General features: G+C 71.7%; 17 protein-coding genes. 5 read left to right on the top strand and 12 right to left on the bottom strand.

Annotated elements, in window-relative coordinates; genetic code table 11:
- Positions 1-78: 78 nt before the first annotated feature.
- From nusB to N5D62_RS19285, 11 genes are all read right to left on the bottom strand, one after another.
- Positions 79-591 carry a transcription antitermination factor NusB gene (gene nusB / locus N5D62_RS19340; RefSeq protein WP_279759513.1) on the bottom strand — a complete coding sequence of 171 codons (513 nt, stop codon included), beginning with the start codon at positions 589-591 and terminating at the stop codon, positions 79-81.
- Positions 588-1,052: a 6,7-dimethyl-8-ribityllumazine synthase gene (gene ribH / locus N5D62_RS19335; RefSeq protein WP_279759512.1), complete on the bottom strand. Its 465-nt coding sequence runs from the start codon at positions 1,050-1,052 to the stop codon at positions 588-590. The genes nusB and ribH overlap by 4 nt, the downstream gene beginning before the upstream one ends.
- A 14-nt stretch (positions 1,053-1,066) precedes the next feature.
- Positions 1,067-2,173 carry a bifunctional 3,4-dihydroxy-2-butanone-4-phosphate synthase/GTP cyclohydrolase II gene (gene ribBA, locus N5D62_RS19330; protein ID WP_279759511.1) on the bottom strand — a complete coding sequence of 369 codons (1,107 nt, stop codon included), beginning with the start codon at positions 2,171-2,173 and terminating at the stop codon, positions 1,067-1,069.
- Positions 2,174-2,198: 25 nt separating this feature from the next.
- Complete coding sequence (gene ribD / locus N5D62_RS19325) at positions 2,199-3,932, bottom strand: bifunctional diaminohydroxyphosphoribosylaminopyrimidine deaminase/5-amino-6-(5-phosphoribosylamino)uracil reductase RibD (protein ID WP_347881826.1); 1,734 nt, start codon at positions 3,930-3,932, stop codon at positions 2,199-2,201.
- Positions 3,929-5,059, bottom strand: a complete 1,131-nt coding sequence (locus N5D62_RS19315) for a PilX N-terminal domain-containing pilus assembly protein (RefSeq protein ID WP_279759509.1) — start codon at positions 5,057-5,059, stop codon at positions 3,929-3,931. Before N5D62_RS19315 ends, ribD begins: the two co-directional genes overlap by 4 nt.
- Positions 5,056-5,775, bottom strand: a complete 720-nt coding sequence (locus N5D62_RS19310) for a prepilin-type N-terminal cleavage/methylation domain-containing protein (RefSeq protein WP_279759508.1) — start codon at positions 5,773-5,775, stop codon at positions 5,056-5,058. The genes N5D62_RS19315 and N5D62_RS19310 overlap by 4 nt, the downstream gene beginning before the upstream one ends.
- Positions 5,776-5,800: 25 nt before the next feature.
- On the bottom strand, positions 5,801-6,217 hold the full coding sequence (locus N5D62_RS19305) for a type IV pilin protein (protein WP_279759507.1): 417 nt from the start codon (positions 6,215-6,217) through the stop codon (positions 5,801-5,803).
- Entirely contained in the window at positions 6,214-6,882 is a 669-nt protein-coding gene (locus N5D62_RS19300) for a GspH/FimT family pseudopilin (protein WP_279759506.1), read from the bottom strand. The genes N5D62_RS19305 and N5D62_RS19300 overlap by 4 nt, the downstream gene beginning before the upstream one ends.
- Before the next feature lie 126 nt (positions 6,883-7,008).
- On the bottom strand, positions 7,009-7,452 hold the full coding sequence (gene nrdR, locus N5D62_RS19295) for a transcriptional regulator NrdR (RefSeq protein ID WP_183479216.1): 444 nt from the start codon (positions 7,450-7,452) through the stop codon (positions 7,009-7,011).
- 16 nt (positions 7,453-7,468) lie between these two features.
- On the bottom strand, positions 7,469-8,719 hold the full coding sequence (gene glyA / locus N5D62_RS19290; RefSeq protein ID WP_279759505.1) for a serine hydroxymethyltransferase: 1,251 nt from the start codon (positions 8,717-8,719) through the stop codon (positions 7,469-7,471).
- A 375-nt stretch (positions 8,720-9,094) separates the two neighbouring features.
- Complete coding sequence (locus tag N5D62_RS19285; RefSeq protein WP_279759504.1) at positions 9,095-9,946, bottom strand: lytic transglycosylase domain-containing protein; 852 nt, start codon at positions 9,944-9,946, stop codon at positions 9,095-9,097.
- A gap of 307 nt (positions 9,947-10,253) precedes the next feature.
- Between N5D62_RS19285 and N5D62_RS19280 the strand changes: the two genes are divergently transcribed.
- Complete coding sequence (locus N5D62_RS19280) at positions 10,254-11,807, top strand: UbiD family decarboxylase (RefSeq protein WP_279759503.1); 1,554 nt, start codon at positions 10,254-10,256, stop codon at positions 11,805-11,807.
- Positions 11,808-12,031: 224 nt separating this feature from the next.
- On the opposite strand, the gene N5D62_RS19275 is transcribed toward N5D62_RS19280, so the two are convergent.
- Positions 12,032-12,799, bottom strand: coding sequence for a YdcF family protein (locus N5D62_RS19275; RefSeq protein WP_279759502.1), 768 nt, complete (start codon positions 12,797-12,799; stop codon positions 12,032-12,034).
- A gap of 125 nt (positions 12,800-12,924) precedes the next feature.
- On the opposite strand from N5D62_RS19275, the gene N5D62_RS19270 reads away from it, so the two are divergent.
- The 4 genes from N5D62_RS19270 (at position 12,925) to N5D62_RS19255 (ending at position 19,579) form a co-directional block, all read left to right on the top strand.
- On the top strand, positions 12,925-16,845 hold the full coding sequence (locus N5D62_RS19270) for a DUF748 domain-containing protein (RefSeq protein WP_279759501.1): 3,921 nt from the start codon (positions 12,925-12,927) through the stop codon (positions 16,843-16,845).
- A 75-nt stretch (positions 16,846-16,920) separates the two neighbouring features.
- The gene (gene msrA, locus N5D62_RS19265) at positions 16,921-17,496 is read left to right on the top strand and encodes a peptide-methionine (S)-S-oxide reductase MsrA (RefSeq protein ID WP_279759500.1); all 576 of its coding nucleotides are present in this window, start codon (positions 16,921-16,923) and stop codon (positions 17,494-17,496) included.
- On the top strand, positions 17,496-18,380 hold the full coding sequence (locus N5D62_RS19260; RefSeq protein ID WP_279759499.1) for an ATP-binding cassette domain-containing protein: 885 nt from the start codon (positions 17,496-17,498) through the stop codon (positions 18,378-18,380). Before msrA ends, N5D62_RS19260 begins: the two co-directional genes overlap by 1 nt.
- Positions 18,377-19,579, top strand: coding sequence for an FtsX-like permease family protein (locus N5D62_RS19255; RefSeq protein ID WP_279759498.1), 1,203 nt, complete (start codon positions 18,377-18,379; stop codon positions 19,577-19,579). The genes N5D62_RS19260 and N5D62_RS19255 overlap by 4 nt, the downstream gene beginning before the upstream one ends.
- Positions 19,580-19,691 lie beyond the last annotated feature (112 nt).

The raw sequence follows: 19,691 nt of genomic DNA, 5'->3' as shown, positions 1-19,691 counted from the left end.
CTTCATGAAGCCGGAAACGACCAGGGCCCGGGACGTCGCCGTCCCGGGCCCTGTCTGTCGGCATCGGCCGGCGCGGGATCAGCCGCGGGAGGCCTTGACCTCGACCGGGCGCAGGTCGACCGCGGCGCGGTCCAGCACGCCGTTGACGTACTTGTGGCCGTCGGTGCCGCCGAAGGACTTGGCCAACTCGACCGCCTCGTTGATCGCGACCTTGTACGGGATGTCGATGCAGTTCTTCAGCTCGTACGCGCCGATCATGAGGATCGCGTGCTCGATCGGGGACAGCTCGGTGGTCTTGCGGTCCGCGTGACGCGCCAGCACCGTGTCCAGATCGGCCGCTTCCTCGATGGCGCCGTTGAAGAGCTTGTCGTAGTGACCGCGGTCGGCCTTGTCGAAGCCGTCCTGCTCGCGGGTGTGCGCGTCGATCACGCCGACGTCGTCACCGGTCACCAGCCATTGGTAGATGCCTTGCAGCGCATGCTCGCGCGAACGGCGGCGGGCCGACTTGGCCGGTGCCTTCTTCGCCGCGGGCTTGCCGCCGGACTTGGCCGCGGGCTTGCCGGCGGTGGGGGAGGTGTCCTTGTTGCTCACTTCAGTTCTTTCAGCAGCTGTGCCATCTCGACGGCGACGGTGCCGGCATCGCGGCCCTTGTCCTCGGCCCGCGCCCAGGCCTGTTCCTCGTTCTCCACCGTCAGGATCGCGTTGGCGATCGGCAGACGGTGGTCGAGCGTCAGGCGCGTCACGCCGGCGCCGCTCTCGTTGGCGACCAATTCGAAATGGTAGGTCTCGCCGCGGATGATGCAGCCCAGCGCCACCAGCGCGTCGTAGCGACCGCTCGCGGCCATCGCCTGCAGCGCCACCGGCACTTCCAGCGCGCCGGGCACGGTCACGTGGCGGATGTCGCCGTCCTGCACGCCGAGCCGCTTGAGCTCGCCCAGGCAGGCGGTGGCCAGCGCGGTGGTCAGCGTGTCGTTGAAACGCGCCTGGACGATGCCCACGCGCAGCCCGCGTCCATCGAGCGGGGTCGACCGACCCTTGTCAGATCCTTGCATGCGGTCCTCGGCCTTCAGCAGTCGTTGGGGGTGGCCTGCGCGGCCTGGAAGCCGGTGACCTCAAGCCCGTAGCCGGTCATGCTGGGCATGCGGCGCGGGCTGCCGAGCAGCTTCATCCGGTGCACGCCCAGCTCGCGCAGGATCTGCGCGCCGACGCCGTAGGTGCGCAGGTCCATGGTCTGGCGCGGTTCTTCCGCGCCGGCCGGCTGCAGGCGCGCCAGCAGCGCGTCGGCGTCCTCGCCGCAGTTCAGCAGCACGGCCACGCCGGCGCCTTCCTGCTGGATCGCGGCCAGCGCCTGCGGCAGCGGCCAGCTGTGGCCGCAGCGCCCGGCGTCCAGCAGGTCCATCGCCGAGAACGGCTCATGCACCCGCACCAGCACTTCCTGGTCCTTGTCCCACTGGCCCAGCGCCAGCGCCATGTGGACGTTGTTGGAGCGGTCGCGGAAGACGTGGCACTCGAAGCGGCCCTCGCGCGTGTCCAGCGGACGTTGCGCGATGCGCTGCACGATCGACTCGTTGCGGCTGCGGTACTCGATCAGGTCGGCGATCGTGCCGATCTTCAGGCCGTGTTCCTTGGCGAAGATCTCCAGGTCCGGTAGGCGGGCCATGGTGCCGTCGTCGTTCATGATCTCGCAGATCACGCCCGCGGGCGTCAGCCCGGCCATCCGCGACAGGTCGCAGCCGGCCTCGGTATGGCCGGCGCGCATCAGCACGCCGCCGTCCTGGGCCTGCAGCGGGAAGATGTGGCCCGGCTGCACCAGGTCCGCCGCGACGGCGCCCTTGGCGACCGCGGCCTGCACCGTGCGCGCGCGGTCGGCGGCGGAGATGCCGGTGGTCACGCCGGTGGCGGCCTCGATCGACACGGTGAAGGCTGTGCCGTGCTTGGTGCCGTTGCGCGTGGCCATCGGCGGCAGCTGCAGTTGCTCGCAGCGCTCGCGCGTCAGCGTCAGGCAGATCAGGCCCCGGCCGTACTTGGCCATGAAGTTGATCGCCTCGGGCGTGACGTGATCGGCGGCGAGCACGAGGTCCCCCTCGTTCTCGCGGTCTTCCTCGTCGACGAGGATGACCATGCGGCCGGCCGCCAGTTCGGCGACCAGCTCGGGAATCGGTGAAATAGGCATGGGCGCGATTGTAGGCGGGGCGGCATCAAGCGGTGGCCGGTCTCAGGCGCAGCCGCAGGTCGCCGCCGACCGGCGCGCTGTCGACCAGCCGCCAGCGCGAGGCCTGGTCCAGGGCCGTCAGGCCGCCGAGGTCGACCATGCCGCGGCCGTCGCCCAGCAGCATCGGCGCGAGATAGAGCAGCAGTTCGTCGACCAGCCCGGTGCGCAGTAGCGAGCCGTTGAGCTTGTACCCGGCCTCGATGTGCAGCTCGTTGACCTGGCGCCGGCCCAGGTCCCGGATGGCCGCGGCGAGGTCGACCTTGCCGCGCGCCGGATCGGCGACGGACACCAGCTCGGCGCCCCGGGCGGCCAGCGCCGCGCCGCGCTCGCCGGGCTCCGCCAGCGCGTGATAGACCAGCAACTGGCCGGGCGGGTCCAGCAGCCGCGCCGTCGGCGACAGCTCCAATCGCGAGTCGATCAGCACCCGCTGTGGCTGCAGCACCGTCTCGACGTCGCGCACGTCCAGGCGCGGATCGTCCTCGCGGGCGGTGCCGATGCCGGTCAGCACCGCGCCGGCCCGGCGTCGCCAGGCATGGCCGTCGCGGCGCGCGTCGGGGCCGGTGATCCATTGGCTCACGCCGTTGGACAAGGCGGTCCGGCCGTCCAGCGAGGCCGCGACCTTCAGCCGCACGAACGGCCGGCCTTGCCGCATCCGGGTCAGGAAACCGATGTTGAGCTCGCTGGCCGCGACGGCGGACGGATGGTCCACCGGCAGGACCTCGGTCGCGATGCCCGCGGCCCGCATCCGCGCCAGGCCTTGCCCGGCGACCTGCGGGTTCGGGTCCCCCAGCGCGACGACGACCCGGCCCACGCCGGCCGCGATCAGCGCGTCGCAGCACGGCGGCGTGCGGCCATGGTGGGCGCAGGGCTCGAGCGTCACGTAGACGGTCGCGCCGCGCACGTCCCGCTGGCGCGACTGGGCATCGCGCAGGGCCATGACCTCGGCATGCGCCTGCCCGGCCGGTTGCGTGTGGCCCTGGCCGAGCACCTGGTCCTGCCCGTCGACGATCACGCAGCCGACGCGCGGATTCGGATCAGTGAGGCCGATGCCGCGCTCGGCGAGCTGCACGGCGTGAGCCAACCAGCGGTCGTCGCGCGAGGTCGGCGAGGCCGGAGCGGTCGCGGAGCCGGTGGCCAGGGGCGGTCGGGAATCTTGCATGGCGCGCAGTCTAGCGGCGGCCTCCGGGCCCAGGAGCAGCCATGCGGAGAGGGCGGGATCGGTGGTCGGCAACAGGCTGTCCAGCGCCAGCGCGTGGGGGCGTCCCTGGCGGTCGATCCACTGCACGCGCAGGTGGACGGGGCGAAGGGGCAGGGCGGTCATTCCCGCGTCTTGCTCGCTGCTGTGTCCAGAGCTGCCGGGGCCGGGGCGCCCGCCGGCGCGATCCCGGTCGGCGCGGTCCCGATCGGTGCGACCGAGGCCGAGCGCCTCGTCCAGCGTGGCCGAGCGGCCGGTGACGTGGAACGCGGTGGTGGGTCCTTCCCAGGTCAGGGCGGGCGCCGAGCCCTCGGGCCGCCAACGCCAGCGTTCAAGTTCGTTGCGCGCCAGGCGCAGGCCTTGATCCTGGTTGCGGACCTCGTCGGCAGCCAGCCGGAGCCGGACCTGCAGGGTCATCAGGCCGACGATGCCGATGCTCAGCAGCGCCAGTGCGATCAGCGCTTCGATCAGCGTGAAGCCGCCGTGGCTGGCCGGCCGTCGGGGAGGGGTGAGCGGTGTGGTCATCGTGTCGGCGTCCATCCGCCAGGGACTGGCAGGAAGCTGCCCATCCGGCGATGAAGCTGGTGCAGCACCGCCCGGTCGTGGATCAGCTCCACGGAGCGGGCCCGGTCGATCACGCCGTCGGTGACGAGCGCGCCACGCAGCGAGGCTGCCGTGCCCGCCGCCGGGTGCCAGTGGATGCCGTCTCGCGCATACAGCACCCCTTGGGGATGGCCGGGGGCGGACAGCGTCAGCAGTCCATCGACCACGAGGATCCATGGCGTGCCGTCCAGCGCCTCGTCCGGCCAGCGCGACAGCCGAGCGTCGCCGTCGATCCAGACGAGGCGCCGCCCGCGCGCGAGCGCTTGCGCCAACGGGCCGGCGCACTCGCCGTCGCATCGAAGCCGGGCGATCGCGGGTTGGTTTCGGTAGTGCGCCGGTGGGTAGCCGAATACCTGGAGGAAGCTGCCCGGGCCCTCGACCCGGGCCGACGCGGGCGGCAGCCGCAGGGCGCTCAGGAGGGCCAGGTGCTGGGACGTCTCGGCCACGCCGGACGGGCCGTCGGTCAGGTCGTCGCAATGGGGGCGCTGGTCACTGCATCCGGAGGCGATCAACTTGAGCTGGCCCGGTGCGCCGCCATCGATGAACCGCACGCTGAATCGCGGCCTCGGCGCCCCGCCCGCTGGACTCGCGTCGTCATTCCCTTGGCTGCCGGACGAGCATCGGCAGGTCCAGCGCAGCGCGTCCGTGTTCCAGCAGGTCGGCGGCGGCGGGGCGTCGGTGCTCGCGGGGGCGCGGTAGTGGCCATCGGTGCCGATCGACAGGAACCGGGTGCGGAAGTCGAGGGCGGTCGAGCCGCCGAGCTTCGTGGGCGCCTGGGTTGTCGCCATCGTCGCCGCGGCGGATGTGGCCGTCCCGACGACGGCGGGTCGGCAGGCGGCGTCGATGGCGCCGCCGTTGAGCATCGCGACCGCCCAGGCCAGGCCGGATTCGGCGGCCTCGAAGGCCAGGGCCGCGCGATGGTCGTTGGCGGCGACGCGCTGCGCCGTCGTCATCTGCCGCGCCGCCCAGGCCGCGCCCAAGGCCAACACCATCAGCATCACCGCGCAGGTGGCCAGCGTGCCGATGCCACGTTCGCGTCGTCGCGTCATGGGCAGGACTCCGTCAGCGTGTCGTTGCGCAGGCGGCTGTGCAGCTCGAGGCGGTGGCGGACGCGACGGTCGTGCGCCGCCTCCGCGTCGATGGACAACACGACGAGCCGGCGGTCGAGCCGGGGTTCACAGCGGGACGGGTTGCCAGCCCCACCATCGTCCGAGCCTGAGCCTGAGCCTGAGCCCGAGCCCGAGCCCGAGCCTGAGGCGGTGGCGGTGGCGGTGGCGGTGGCCGAAACCCTGGCTTCGAAGGCCCGCACGCGCAGGACCGTGGGATCGATCAGCGGCTGGTGTCGACCGGCGATGAGCTGATCGATGCGGCCGTTGACGAGGCGGAAGCCCGCGCCCTCGCGAGCGGCGTCGCCGCCCGCCGCGCCTTCCCGCGCGAAGCTGTAGGCGATGCGCGTGCCCGCGTCCGCGATCGACAGGTCGGCAAAGGGGTTCGATACCGGCGACGGCCGGTCCACGTCCCAGACACCGTCCTGCGCCCGGTCCCAGAACGCCGCGCGTCGCAGGTCGCGCAGCATCAATTCGGCCGTTCCCCGCAGGTCCTGCTGGACCTGCAGCTCGAGCATCAAGCGGTGATGCTCGCCAAGCTGCCATCCCGCCATCGCGAAGGCGCCGGCCATCAGGGCCAGGCCGATGGCCAAGCCGATCAACAGTTCCACCAGCGTGAAGCCGCGCGAGCGGCTCGGACGCGGGATGGCGCGGCTCATGGAATGCCTCATGTCCTGCGCCTCGTCATCGCGGCCAGCAGGCGGCCTGTTCGGCACCCTGCTCGTCCAGGCCGGCGGTGTGGATGGCGCCCAGTTCCAGCCGCAGCCGCAGGACGCGACAGGGGCGGTCGCCGCCTTGGGTGCCTTGGGCGATCGCCTCGACCGTGTAGGTCGTCGCATCCGCCTGCACGATCCGCAATCGATACAGGCTGCTCCGGGTCGTCGCCGGATGCTCCAGCGCCTCCAGCCGATCGGCGTAGCGCGGGTTCCTGGACCGGAACCGCTCTTGCGCCAGTTGGACGGCCTGCAAGGCCTCGCGCGCCTCGGCGCGTCGGCCCTGGAGGATCTGGGCGCGGAAGCCGGGCAAGACCAACGCCGCGAGCACGGCCAGGATCGCGAGCACCGCCAGGACCTCGATCAGCGAGAAACCGCGGCGGCTCATGCGCACCTCGGCAGGCGGTTCATCGCGCTGTCCGTGCCGCAGCTGCGGACACGCCCGGTGATGTGGACCACGTGGCGCACCGCGCCGATGCCGGTCATCCGCACCTCGACGGTCCCGCTGACCGACACCGTGCCCTGGCGGCCGCTGAACAGCATCGACGGCACGTTGGCCACCACCTCGGCCTGCCCGCGGCCGCGCTGCCAGCGGGCCTGCTTGAGCGCCTGCGCGCCGGGGTCGCAGACCGGCGGCGCGTCGACGCGACAGGCGCAGGCGCCAGCCGGGCCGGTGTGCAGCACGTAGCAGCGGCCGCTGCCGCTGACGCCGGACTCGTCGCCGCCGAAATGCAGGATGACGTTGCGCGCGCCCTGGATCGCCTCGCTGCGCGCGAGCTGCAGGTCGCCGAGCACCGCCTGCGCCGCGTTCGACAGGCGCTGGCGCCAGAGCCAGTCGCGCAGGTCGGGCCCCGCCAGCACGGCCAGCAGCGCGACGATCGCGACGCTGACCAGCGCCTCGATCAGGCTGAAGCCACGCGCGTTCGAGCCGAGGCGGCCATGGGCCGCGCCGACGAATGGCGCGTCGACGAATGGCGCGTCGGCAGATGGCGCATCGGTGGACGGCGCATCGGTGGACGGCGCGGAAGCGGGAAGGGGAGCGAACGGCGGCACGGTGGATCTCCGGAAGAGTTGCCAGGAACTCTAGGGAGACGGCGAGCCGCGCGCTTCGCCTTCAGGAGGGAAAAGCCGGCCCGCTGAAGGGGGCCGGCTTTGGGGGGAGGACTGTTCGGGAAGAGGTCAGATGTCCCGGATCAACTGCCGGAACTCGTCGACGTCCTCGAAGGAGCGGTACACCGACGCGAAGCGCACGTAGGCGACCTTGTCGATGCGCTTGAGTTCGCGCATCACGTGCTCGCCCAGCTTGGTCGACGGGATCTCGCGCGCGCCGCTGCTGAGCAGCTTCTCCTGGATGCGCTCCAGCGCGGCGTCGATCTGCTCGATGCTGACCGGCCGCTTGCGCAGCGCCAGCGTCATCGACGCGCGCAGCTTGCCCATGTCGAATTCGGCGCGCGTGCCGTCCTTCTTCACGACCATCGGCAACGCGATCTCCGCGCGCTCGTAGGTCGTGAAGCGCTTGTCGCAGGACTGGCAGCGCCGGCGGCGGCGCACCACGTCGCCCTCGTCGGACTCGCGGGTCTCCGAGACTTGCGTGTCGCCGTGACCGCAGAAGGGGCAACGCATGCGCCGCGGGCTCCGCTCAGCGGTAGACCGGGAACTGACGCGTCAGCTCGGCCACCTGCTCGCGCACGCGGGCCAGGTTGGCCTCGTCGTGCGGCTGGTCCAGCACGTCGGCGATCAGGTGCGCGGTCTTGCGGACCTGCTCTTCCTTGAAGCCGCGCGTGGTCATCGCCGGCGTGCCCAGGCGGATGCCGCTGGTGACCATCGGCTTTTGCGGGTCGTTCGGGATGCCGTTCTTGTTGCAGGTCATGTGGGCGGCGCCCAGGATGGCCTCGGCTTCCTTGCCGGTCAGGTTCTTCGGACGCAGGTCGACCAGCATCACATGGCTTTCGGTGCCGCCGGAGACGATGCGCAGGCCGCGCTCGATCAGCGTGTCGGCCAGCACCTTGGCGTTGGCGACGACCTGCTGCTGGTAGGCCTTGAACTCGGGCGACAGCGCCTCCTTGAACGCCACCGCCTTGCCGGCGATCACGTGCATCAGCGGGCCGCCCTGGATGCCGGGGAAGATCGCCGAGTTGATCTTCTTGGCGATCGCCTCGTCGTTCATCAGGATGATGCCGCCGCGCGGGCCGCGCAGGCTCTTGTGCGTCGTGGAGGTCACCACGTCGGCGTGCGGCAGCGGGTTGGGGTAGGCGCCCGCGGCGATCAGGCCGGCGTAGTGCGCCATGTCGACCATGAAGTACGCGCCGATCTCCTTGGCGATCTTGCCGAAGCGCTCGAAGTCGATGCGCAGCGAGTAGGCCGAGGCGCCCGCGATGATCAGCTTGGGCTTCTTCTCGCGCGCCAGCGCTTCCATCGCGTCGTAGTCGATCTCTTCCTTGGCGTTCAGGCCGTAGGAGATCACGTTGAACCACTTGCCGCTCATGTTCAGCGCCATGCCGTGGGTCAGGTGGCCGCCCTCGGCCAGGCTCATGCCCATGATGGTGTCGCCGGGCTGCAGCAGCGCGAAGAACACGCCCTGGTTGGCCTGCGAGCCGCTGTTGGGCTGCACGTTGGCGTACTCGGCGCCGTAGAGCTGCTTGAGGCGGTCGATCGCCAGCTGCTCGACGATGTCGACGTACTCGCAGCCGCCGTAGTAGCGCTTGCCGGGATAGCCCTCGGCGTACTTGTTGGTCAGCTGGCTGCCCTGCGCTTCCATGACCGCCGGGGAGGTGTAGTTCTCCGAGGCGATCAGCTCGATGTGGTCTTCCTGCCGCTTCGTCTCCTGCTGGATGGCGGCGAAGACTTCGGCGTCGACGTGGGCGAGGGTCTGTTGGGTGCGGTCAAACATGATGATGTCGGCTCAAGGGTTGGCGCCGCCCGGCCGGCGGCGCATCGGCGCGATCGCGTGAGCGAGGCGGCGACGGATGCCGGAACGACGGCGGCCCAGGCGAACGGCACGGACAGCCGGAGAACGTCTCCGGCCGCTCGCGCTTCCCGGTGGTGACCCACCTCGGGCGACGCCTGCGCCGCGACCGGATGTCACGTGCAGGGCGCCCTGATCGCCAGTTGCGCGAAGCGTGCAGTGTAGCCGCACCGGACCGGGGCACGGCCCGGGCCGTGACATTGTTCCGGGGAGGCGGCGGCAGGAGCCTTCGCGAATGAAAAACGGGTTCCCGAGGAACCCGTTGAGCGTGCCTCCCGCGGGGGGAGCGGCTGGCGCCGGTCAGTGCATCGAGGCGGTCATCGCGACCTGCTCGCCGGTCGGGGCCGGCGCCGAGGCCGGCTCGCGGATCGGGCGCGGCGCCGACGGGCTGATGTTGCGCCCCTGGACCACCGCCTTGAGCAGGTCCTGCTCGGCCAGCACGCGGCCGGCGTAGCCGGTGTCGTCGGGCAGGTTGGCCGCGCCGACGTAGCGGCGCAGGCCTTCCTCGAGGCTGCCGGCGCGCTGGATGCATTCCTTGAGCACCTGCACGCCGACGCGCAGGTTGGTGATCGGGTCGAACGCGGCCAGGTTGCCGCCGAAGGCCTCGTACTTGTCGTCGTGCACGCGCGTCATCACCTGCATCAGGCCCTGGGCGCCGACGGCGCTCTGGGCGAACGGGTTGAAGCCGGACTCGATCGCCATGATCGACAGGATCAGCGTGGGATCGACGCGGGCGCGCTGGCCGACGTCCCAGGCTTCCTTGACCAGGCGGCTGACCGGCTCCGGCGCCACGCGGTAGCGGCGCGCCAGGTAGTTCGCCACCAGCGCCTGCTGGCGGGTCAGCTCCTTGGGGTCGACCGCGGTGGCGCGGGTGATCGCCTCGGGCTCGGCCAGCAGCGCGAGCACGTCGCCGGAGGCCTCCACGCGCGCCTCGTGGCGGGCGTTGAGCCAGCCCAGCACCTGGCCTTCGAGCTGCTGGCGCAGGTCGGTCTGGCTGGCGAAGACCAGGCCGATGGCGACCACGGCGAAGCCCACCAGGGCGAGCGTGTTGTGGCTGACGACCAGCAGGCCTTGGCCGATGTCCTTGATGAAAAGCACCAGGGCGGCTTGCGCCTGGCGGGGCAGGGATAACAGGTCAGAACGCGCTGTCATGCGACTCCTTTCTCCGACCACGTCCGCCTCGGGTCCGTCGGGGAACGCGGGTGCGTTCTCTCGTCGGGCGCCTGGCTGGGCGTGGCGATAATGGGCCGGTTCGGGCGTCGTCGTCGGCTCGGAGGGCTCTCAGAGGGCTCCGGGCGCTTGGTGCGACGGACGGGCGATCCAGCGTCCATTGGCAGCGGACCGGTTTCGCTTCCCACAGCGAAGACCGGGATAACCCTGGGATCAGGGCAGGGCGCGATTCTATGGATCAAAAATAACCCGTCAACCGTATAAGGCTTGTTCTAAACAACTAATGGTTATGAAGTACCGAGATCTCCGTGACTTTGTCGGCGCTTTGGAGGGCATGGGGGAGCTGCGGCGCATCGCGGATCCGGTGTCGCCGGTGCTCGAGATGACGGCCCTGAGCGACCTCGTCCTCAGGGCGGAAGGCCCGGCGCTGCTGTTCGAGCAGCCGACCGGCCACCGCATGCCGGTGCTGGCCAACCTGTTCGGCACGCCGCGCCGGGTGGCCCTGGGCATGGGGGCCGAGTCGACCACCCAATTGAGGGAGGTCGGCCAGCTGCTGGCGACGCTGAAGGAGCCCGAGCCGCCGCGCGGCCTGCGCGACGTGGGCAAGCTGGCGCAGATGGCCAAGGCGCTCTGGGACATGAAGCCGGCGCTGGTGAAGCGCCCGGTCTGCCAGCAGCAAGTGGTCGAGGGCGACGACGTCGACCTCAAGCGGCTGCCGATCCAGACCTGCTGGCCCGGCGACATCGGCCCGCTGCTGACCTGGGGCCTGGTGGTGACGCGCGGCCCGCAAGGGATTCCCAATCCCCGCCTGCGCCAGAACCTCGGTATCTATAGACAGCAGCTGATCGGCAAGCGGCAGCTGATCATGCGCTGGCTGGCGCACCGGGGCGGCGCCCTCGATTTCCGCGACTTCGCGATCGCGAATCCGGGACAGCCGTTCCCGATCGCGGTGGCGCTGGGCGCCGACCCGGCGACGACGCTCGGCGCGGTGACGCCGGTGCCGGATTCGCTGTCCGAATACCAGTTCGCCGGCCTGCTGCGCGGCTCGCGGACCGAGGTCGCCGACACGAACGTCGGCGAAGCCGGCCGGATGCTGCAGGTGCCGGCGACGTCGGAGATCGTGCTCGAAGGCCACATCCCGCCGGCCGCGCCCGGTTTCACCGGCCACAGCGAGGACGGCATCCCGCTCAAGGAGAAGGGCGGCTACCTGCATGCGCTGGAAGGCCCCTACGGCGATCACACCGGCTATTACAACGAGCAGGACTGGTTCCCCGTGTTCGAGGTCAGCCGGATCACCCAGCGCGACGGCGCGATCTACCACTCGACCTACACCGGCAAGCCGCCCGACGAGCCGGCGGTGCTGGGCGTGGCGCTGAACGAGGTGTTCGTCCCGATCCTGCAGAAGCAGTTTCCGGAGATCGTCGACTTCTACCTGCCGCCCGAGGGCTGCAGCTACCGGATGGCGGTGATCTCGATCAAGAAGGCCTATCCGGGGCATGCCAAGCGGCTGATGTTCGGGCTGTGGAGCTACCTGCGCCAGTTCATGTACACGAAGTTCATCGTCGTCGTCGACGAGGACGTGGACATCCGCAACTGGCAGGACGTGATCTGGGCGATCACGACGCGGATGGATCCGGCGCGGGACACGACGCTGGTCGAAGGCACGCCGATCGACTACCTGGACTTCGCCTCGCCGGTCAGCGGGCTGGGCGGAAAGATGGGCATGGACGCGACCAACAAGTGGCCGGGCGAGACCAGCCGCGAGTGGGGCCGGGTGATCGAGATGCCGGCCGAGCAGAAGACCCGGGCCGCGGATCTCTATCAGCGTTTGTTCGGGGGCTAGGAAATCACTAGTTCCTAGGGATCACGCCTTGAAGGGCGCGGAGGGCCGACCTAAGGTTGTCTGGCCTTTCCGGCACTTTCTCTGGCGCAGTCTCTGCGCGCCAGGAGCCCCGCGGCAGATGGCCGTGGAGCCCCAAAGGCGGCTGGTCCGCCCACCCCTCCCGCGTCCGGGTCGCCCGGCTCGGGAGGGGTTTCTATTTGGGGCCGGCGTTTTCGGGCGCTCGGTCAATGCCCGGCGACGTAGCCCAGCCATTCGTAGCCGAGGTAACGCGCCCGGGCCGTGCCTTCCTGCGACGGCAGCAGGTCGCGCCACTCGATGCCCGGCAGCGCCAGGTTCATCGGCGCGGCGACCAGCTCCACCTCCGGCGGCAGCGCCTCGCGGAAGGCGCGCATCGCGCGGCGCATGTGGACGTCGTGCGTGACCAGCACGACGCGCCGGATGCCCTTGCCCCGCAGCAGCTCGGCGGTGTAGCGGGCGTTCTCGCGGGTGTCGGTGGCGCGGTCCTCCTGCCAAGCCAGCGTGAAGCCGAATTCCTCGCGCGCGGTCCGCGCGGCCACGCCCGCTTCGGTGAGGGTGTCGTCGGACGCGTCGCGCGGCGTGCCGCCGGTGAACATCAGCGGGATGTCGGTCTGGCGCGAGAGCCAGATGCCGTAGCGCAGCCGTTCGATCGACACCGTCTTGAGCTGCGCGCTGCCGTATTCGGGCATCAGCCGGCGGGCGCCGCCCCCGAGCACCACGATCACGCTCTGCCGCGGCGGGACGTCGCGCAGCGCCTGGACGGTCACGGCCTGCTGCGGGCCGAGCAGCCGGTCCTGCAGCCACAGCGCGCCGAGCTCGGTGCTGCCGACCCAGACCGCGAGCAGCCCGCTCGCGAACAGCGCGCCCGACAGCCAGCGCCGGCGATGCCGCAGCCACCAGGCCAGCAGCAGCAGCGGGAAGGCGCCGGTGGGCGGCAGCAGGAAGGCCGCGACCGCGTGTATCAGGTCGTTCATCGAGAGGCGGGAGGGGTGTCAGGTGTTGAGCCCGCCAGCATAATCAGCTTCCTTGACGACTCGTCCGGCACCGCCCGCCGGTTCCCCCTGTGTTCTTCTCCGCGCTCCCCGTCTGGCCTCGTCGCGTGCTGCGCGCGCTCGTGGGCCTGGTGCTGTTCCTCGTCGCGCTGCTGCTGGTGGCGTGGGTGGCGCTGCCGATGTGGATCGAGCGCGTCGGCGTGCGCATCGCCTCGGAGGAACTCGGGCGTCCGGTGACCCTGGGGCGCGCGAGCTTCACGCCCTGGCGGCTCGCGCTGTCGCTGGAGGAGCTGAAGATCGCCGGCCCGACCGCCGCGGCACCGCCGCTGCTGGAGATCAAGCGCGTCGGGGTCGCCTTGTCGCCGCGCTCGCTGTGGCACCTGGCGCCGGTGCTGTCGTCGCTGACGGTCGACTCCCCGCGGGTGCGGGTGGCGCTGCTGCCGGACGGCAAGACCGACCTGGACGACATCGTCGCCCGGCTGAGCGCCGCGCCCCAGACGCCGCCGAAGGCCGACGACGGCCCCGCCGAGGCCGCGGTCTACAACATCGAGCTGACCGACGGCGAGTTCCGCCTCGACGATCGCGCGGCCGGCATGGTCCATGAGCTCAAGGCGCTGCACCTGGGCATTCCTTTCCTGTCGACGCTGGACGCGGACGTCGAGGTGCATGTGCAGCCCCGCCTGTCCGGGCAGTTGAACGGCGTCGGCTTCCAGAGCGAGGGCGAGGCCCGGCCGTTCGCCGACACCCGCAGCGCGAGCATGACGGTCAAGCTGGACGCGCTCGACCTGTCGGCCTATCGCGCCTACTGGCCCAAGGCGCTGCCGATGCGCCTGGCCAAGGGCCTGGTCGACGCGCAGTTGACGGTCGATTTCAAGCAGCCGCCGACGCAGGCGCCCGAAGTGAAGCTCAGCGGCCGGACGGCCGTGCGCGCGCTGTCGCTGCAGCGCCGCGTGGACGGCGGCGCCGGCGCGGCGGCCGAAGGCGGCTGGGAGGACTGGTTGCGCTGGCAGGCCCTGACCATCGACCTGGCCAACGTGCAACCGCTGAAGCGGCAACTGCTGCTGGGCGCGGTCTCGCTGAAGCAACCCGAGCTGCTGATGGGCCGCGACGCGCAAGGTCGTCTCTGGCTGCCGGACTTCGCGGCTGCGACGGCGTCGACGACGACCGCGGCGCCGAAGGCGGCACCGAAGCCGGCTCCCGCGCCCTCGGGCGCGGCCTCTGGCGCGGCCAAGGGCGCCGCACCCGCGGGACCGTGGCGCGTCGGCGTGCAGCAGCTGGCGCTCGAGGGCGGCCGCATCGGCTGGACCGACGAATCGCTGCGTCCCGCGGCCACCTGGCGCGTCGACGGCCTGAGCGTGAAGGGCAGCGGGCTGGGCTGGCCGCTGGCGGCCAAGGCGGCGCCGGTCGAGATCGCCGCGACCGTCGCGCCCGAGGGCGCCAAGTCCGCCGCGAGCCTGTCCGGCAAGGGCGAGGTCGGCGCGGCCGGCGTCGTGCTCGAGTGGGCGCTGAAGGACCTGGCGCTGGACGGCCTCTCGCCCTACCTGAAGGCCGCGACGCCGCTGTCGCTGCAGGGCAGCTTCGCGACGCAGGGCGCGGTGCGCGCCGGCCCGAACGGCGAGGACCTCCGCCTGTCGCTGAAGGCGCTCAGCCTGGACGGCCTGCAGCTCGCCGACGGCAAGAAGCCGGTGCTGTCGCTCAAGCAACTGAGCCTGGACCAGGCCGAACTCGCGCTGGACAGCCGCAAGCTGACCGCCGGCCGGCTGGCGCTGGTCGCGCCGAAGGCGCAGCTGGGAAGAGACAAGGCCGGCAAGTGGAGCTGGGACGCCTGGACGAGCGCCTCGGCGACGCCGGCGGGCCAGGGCGCCGCGGCCGCGTCGCGCCGCCGCGCGCCCGAGTCGCGTGGCGACCGGCTCACGCTGGATGCCCCGGAACGCGCCGAGGTCGCCGCCGCGCCCGGCGCCGGCGCGCCGTGGACGGCCCAGGTCGCCGAGGTCGCCATCGAGGGCGGCGAAGCCACGCTGCTGGACCTGGCCACGCATGTGCTGGACGACGAGCCGGCCCGGCCGATCGGCGTTCAGGAACTGGCGCTGAAGGTGTCGGGCATCGACTGGGACGGCCGACAGCTGCGCAAGGCGCTGCCGGCGCAACTGAGCGCGACGCTGCGGCGGCCCGATGCGACGCGCCGCGCCACGCGCGACGTGCCCCGGTTCCAGTGGAACGGGCAGGTCGCGCTCGCGCCGCTGAAGGTCTCGGGCAAGGTCAACGCCGAGCACCTGCCGCTGCACTGGGCCGATCCCTACCTCGATCCGACGATCGGCATCCACCTGCAGCGGGCCGAGGGCTCGATGCGGGGCGGGTTCGAGTTCGCCGAGACCCCCAAGGGGCCGTCGGTGCGCGCCGGCGGCGAGCTGCTGATCGCCGACCTGCGGCTGCGCCAGGCGCGGCTGCAGGAGGGCCGGCGCCGCTCGGCCGAGGACCTGCTCAGCTGGCAGGGCCTGAAGCTGGGCGGCCTGCGCGTGGCGCTGGCGCCGGGCGGCGCGCCCGACGTGAAGATCCAGCAGGCGGTGCTGGACGAGTTCTACGCGCGGCTGATCGTCAACGAGCAGGGCCGGCTGAACCTGCGCGACCTCAACCAGACCGAGCAGGGCCAGGCGGTGGCCGCGGTGGCGGGCACGCCGGCGGCCTCGGCGCCGGTGGCGGCCACGGTGGCGCAGGCGACCTCGGCCCCCGCGCCGACGGCCGCGTCGGCGGCGGCCTCGTCCGCGGCCGGCGAGCCGCCGCTGCGCCTGAGCATCGCCGAGACCCGCCTCAACGGCGGCAAGGTCGACTTCAACGACCGCTTCATCAAGCCCAACTACAGCGCCAACCTCAGCGAGCTCACCGGCACGCTGGGCGCGTTCGCGGCCGGTTCGGCGGCGATGGCGCCGCTGCAGCTCAAGGGCAAGGTCGAGGGCACCGGCCTGCTGGACATCAGCGGCCAGCTCAACCCCAGCGGCGCGCCGCTGGCGCTGGACATCACCGCCAGCGCCACCGACATCGAGCTCGCGCCGCTGTCGCCGTATGCCGGCAAGTACGCCGGCTACGCGATCGAGCGCGGCAAGCTCTCCACCCGCGTCCACTACCAGATCGAGCCCGGCGGCCGGCTGCAGGCGGACAACAAGATCGTGCTCAACCAGCTGACCTTCGGCGACCGCATCGACAGCCCGACCGCGACCAAGCTGCCGGTCAAGCTGGCGGTGGCGCTGCTCAAGGACCGCGACGGCGTCATCGACGTCAACCTGCCGGTCAGCGGCTCGCTCAACGACCCGCAGTTCAGCGTCGGCGGGCTGGTGGTCAAGCTGATCCTCAACCTGCTGGCCAAGGCGCTGACGGCGCCGTTCTCGCTGCTGTCGGGCGGCGGCGGCGCGGAGATGAGCCAGCTGGAATTCCGCCCTGGCACGGCGGCGCTGGCGCCCGAGGCGGCGAAGAAGCTCGAGCCGCTGACCAAGGTGCTGGGCGACAAGCCGTCGCTGCAGCTGAGCATCACCGGCTGGGTCGATCCGCAGGCGGAGCGCCGCGCGGCGCAGGCCGCCCGGCTGGAGGAGGCGCTGGTGGCCGAGCGCCGCCGCGAGCTGCGCCGCAGCGCGTTCACGCAGGCGGCGGCCCCGGCAGCGTCCGGCGCGGGGTCCGACGCCAGCGCGGCGCCGGTCGAGCTCGACGACGCGCAGCGCGCGCGCCTGCTCAAGACCGTCTACGACAACGCCAAGCTGCCGGGCAAGCCGCGCAACTTCCTCGGCCTGGCCAAGGACATCCCGGCCGAGCAGATGCGCGCGCTGCTGATGGACAGCTACACCGTGACCGACGAGCAACTGCGCGAGCTGGCGCTGCAGCGCGCGGTGGCCGTGCGCGACGCGCTGATCGAGCGCGGCGTGGCCAACGCGCGGATGTTCCTGGCCTCGCCGAAGCTGCACGCGGCCGGCGACGATCGCGGCGACGACAAGGACAAGCCCTGGCAGCCGCGCGTGGACCTGGCGCTGAGCGCACAGTGAGCGGCCGGCGCGGGGCTTGATCCGCGATGATCCGGCCCGATCTGAGCCGGCCGACAGCTTTCACGAGGACACGCCATGAGCACCACCCCGAACCCCGTCACGCTTCGCCCCGGCGAGGAACTGATCACCCTGGGCGGTGGCTGCTTCTGGTGCACCGAGGCCGTGTTCCTGCGCGTCAAGGGCGTGCTGGGCGTGGAGTCGGGCTACACCAACGGGCCGTTGGAGAACCCGAACTACGAGCAGGTCTGCTCCGGCAACACCGGCCATGCGGAAGTGGTGCGGGTGCGCTTCGACAGCGCGGTCGTCTCGCTCGAGGACCTGCTGCAGGTGTTCTTCACCATCCATGACCCGACGACGCTGAACCGCCAGGGCGCCGATGTCGGCACGCAGTACCGCTCGGGCATCTACTACAGCCGGCCCGAGCAGCTGGGCGTGATCCGCCAGGTCGTCGACGAGGCGCAGCGCGCCCACGGCGGCAAGGTCGTCACCGAAGTCCAGCCCGAGCAGAACTACTGGCCCGCCGAGGCCTATCACCAGGACTACTTCGCCAATCACCCGGAGCAGGGCTACTGCGCCTTTGTCGTCGCGCCCAAGGTCGACAAGTTCGCCAAGAAATTCAAGGAATTGCTGAAGGACGGGGCGGCCGGCTGATGGCCTTGACGGGGGACGAGCCGCTGGTCGCGTTCGAGCGGCTGCGATACCGCTATCGTCGCGACGGCCGCGACGGCCGCGACGGCCGCGATGGCCGTGGCGATGCCGCCCGCTCCGGCGCTGATGCTGGCGTCGGTGCGGTCCACCGCGGCGGTGGCGGCAGCGGTAGCGGTAGCGGTAGCGAGAACGGCGGCATCGACGCCGCCGAACTGTCGTTCCCCGATTTCCTCTTGCCGGCAGGCGCGCATCTGCTGCTGCGCGGCGCCTCGGGCAGCGGCAAGAGCACGTTGCTGGCGCTGATGGCCGGGCTGCTGACGCCGTCCGCAGGGCGGCTCGCGATGGGCGGCGTCGAGGTCGGGGCGCTCGCGCCGGCCGCGCGCGATGCCTGGCGCGGCGCGAACCTCGGCTTCATGCCGCAGCGCCTGCATCTCAGCCCGTCGCTGAGCGTGCGCGACAACCTGTCGCTGCCTTTCGTCGCCGCCGGGCTGGCGCCCGACCGGGCGAGGATCGAGGCGGTGCTCGACGAGCTCGGCATCGGCGCGTTGATCGAGCGCCGTCCGCATGCGCTCAGCCAGGGCCAGGCGCAACGCGTCGCACTGGCGCGGGCGCTCCTTCGCGCGCCGCGTTTCGTGCTGGCCGACGAGCCCACCGCCAACCTGGACGACGACGCCTGCGAGGCGACGCTCGCGCTGCTGCGGCGCGTGGCGGACCAGCATGGCGTCTGCCTCGTCATCGCGTCGCACGACGCGCGCATCGAGGCCGCGTGGGCGGACTGGCCCGCGCTGCATCGGCTGCGTCTGGCGGGCCGGAGTGCTGGCACCGCCGCGTCTGCGCTGGATCCAGCGTCGCCCGCCGGCAAGGCAACGAACGTCTCGACCGCATGAGCCGCGCGCCGTTGAACCTGCCGCGCCTCGCGTGGCGCTACCTCTGGGCGCGTCCGATGCTGACCGCGCTCAACCTGATGCTGCTGAGCCTGGGGCTGGCGGCGATCGGTTTCGTCGTGCTGGTCAGCGAGCAACTGGAGCAAGGCCTCAAGCGCGACCTGGGCGGCATCGACCTGGTCGTCGGCGCCAAGGGCAGCCCGATGCAGATCCTGCTGGCCGGCGTGTTCCACCTCGATCAATCCACCGGGAACATCCCGCTGGCGACGGTGGCGCAGTTAGGCGCGCAACCGCTGGTCGCGCAGGCGGTGCCGATCTCGCTCGGCGACAGCTTCCGGGGTTTCCGCATCGTCGGCACGACGGCCGAGTACCTCGGCATGTACCGGTTGTCGATCGCGCAAGGGCAGGGCTGGCGCGCGCCGATGCAGGCGGTGCTCGGCGCCGAGGTGGCGAGGCAGGCCGGCCTGAAACCCGGCGACCGCTTCCACGGCACGCACGGCCTGGCGTCCGGCGGCGACGAGCACGAGGAGGCCTACGAGGTCACCGGCGTGCTGGCGCCGACCGGGGGTGTCGTGGACCGGCTGGTGCTGACGGACCTGGCCTCGGTGTGGGAGGCGCATGACGAGCATCTGCATGCCCATGCCGATCAGAGCACCCTCGAGGTCAGCATGGTGCTGGTCCGCTATCGCAGCCCGCTTGCCGCGGTGATGCTGCCGCGCTGGGTCAACGCGCAGGCCGGGCTGCAGGCGTCGGTGCCGGCGCTCGAGACCGCGCGGCTGCTGAGCATGGTGGGCGTCGGTGTCGAGGTGCTGCGCGGCTTCGGCGGCGTGCTGCTGCTGGCGGCGGCGCTGTCGGTGCTGGTGGCGCTGCTGCACGCGGTGCGCGAGCGCCAGGGCGATCTCGCGATGCTGCGCATGCTCGGCGCGACGCCGGCACGCGTCGCCGGGCTGATCGCGCTGGAGGCGCTGATGCTCGCGGCCCTGGCCACCCTGCTGGCGCTGGGGCTGGCCCATGCGCTGGCGGCGGTGCTCGGCGGCGTGCTCGCGTCGCAGCAGTCGGTGCGGATCTCCGGCGCCTGGTGCTCGCCGTGGGAGGCGCTGGTGCCGGCCCTGGCGCTCGGCCTGGCGCTGCTGGCCGCCGCCTGGCCGGCCTGGCGCGGTTACCGGCTCGACGTCACCGAGCTGCTGCAGACGCCGCGATGACCGCGGCTCGCCCCGGGGTTCGTTCGAGCCGTCACCGGGGCGGTGCACAATGGCGGGCTTCACGCGGCGCTGAGTCCGCGTTCATGCCCATCTCCCGATGCCTGCACGTTCC

The organism is Mitsuaria sp. GD03876 (genome assembly GCF_029840635.1).
GTDB lineage: Bacteria > Pseudomonadota > Gammaproteobacteria > Burkholderiales > Burkholderiaceae_C > Roseateles.
Note: the sequence above shows the minus strand (reverse complement) of the source record. Positions and strands in the feature narration are given on the sequence as shown.

Bases quoted from the DNA above. Each gene is read 5' to 3' on its own strand.
- ribH (WP_279759512.1), bottom strand. From the start codon at position 1,052: ATGCAAGGATCTGACAAGGGTCGGTCGACCCCGCTCGATGGACGCGGG.
- ribBA (WP_279759511.1), bottom strand. From the start codon at position 2,173: ATGCCTATTTCACCGATTCCCGAGCTGGTCGCCGAACTGGCGGCCGGC.
- ribD (WP_347881826.1), bottom strand. From the start codon at position 3,932: ATGACCACACCGCTCACCCCTCCCCGACGGCCGGCCAGCCACGGCGGC.
- N5D62_RS19315 (WP_279759509.1), bottom strand. From the start codon at position 5,059: ATGACGCGACGACGCGAACGTGGCATCGGCACGCTGGCCACCTGCGCG.
- N5D62_RS19310 (WP_279759508.1), bottom strand. From the start codon at position 5,775: ATGAGCCGCGCCATCCCGCGTCCGAGCCGCTCGCGCGGCTTCACGCTG.
- N5D62_RS19305 (WP_279759507.1), bottom strand. From the start codon at position 6,217: ATGAGCCGCCGCGGTTTCTCGCTGATCGAGGTCCTGGCGGTGCTCGCG.
- nrdR (WP_183479216.1), bottom strand. From the start codon at position 7,452: ATGCGTTGCCCCTTCTGCGGTCACGGCGACACGCAAGTCTCGGAGACC.
- glyA (WP_279759505.1), bottom strand. From the start codon at position 8,719: ATGTTTGACCGCACCCAACAGACCCTCGCCCACGTCGACGCCGAAGTC.
- N5D62_RS19285 (WP_279759504.1), bottom strand. From the start codon at position 9,946: ATGACAGCGCGTTCTGACCTGTTATCCCTGCCCCGCCAGGCGCAAGCC.
- N5D62_RS19280 (WP_279759503.1), top strand. From the start codon at position 10,254: ATGAAGTACCGAGATCTCCGTGACTTTGTCGGCGCTTTGGAGGGCATG.
- N5D62_RS19275 (WP_279759502.1), bottom strand. From the start codon at position 12,799: ATGAACGACCTGATACACGCGGTCGCGGCCTTCCTGCTGCCGCCCACC.
- msrA (WP_279759500.1), top strand. From the start codon at position 16,921: ATGAGCACCACCCCGAACCCCGTCACGCTTCGCCCCGGCGAGGAACTG.
- N5D62_RS19260 (WP_279759499.1), top strand. From the start codon at position 17,496: ATGGCCTTGACGGGGGACGAGCCGCTGGTCGCGTTCGAGCGGCTGCGA.
- N5D62_RS19255 (WP_279759498.1), top strand. From the start codon at position 18,377: ATGAGCCGCGCGCCGTTGAACCTGCCGCGCCTCGCGTGGCGCTACCTC.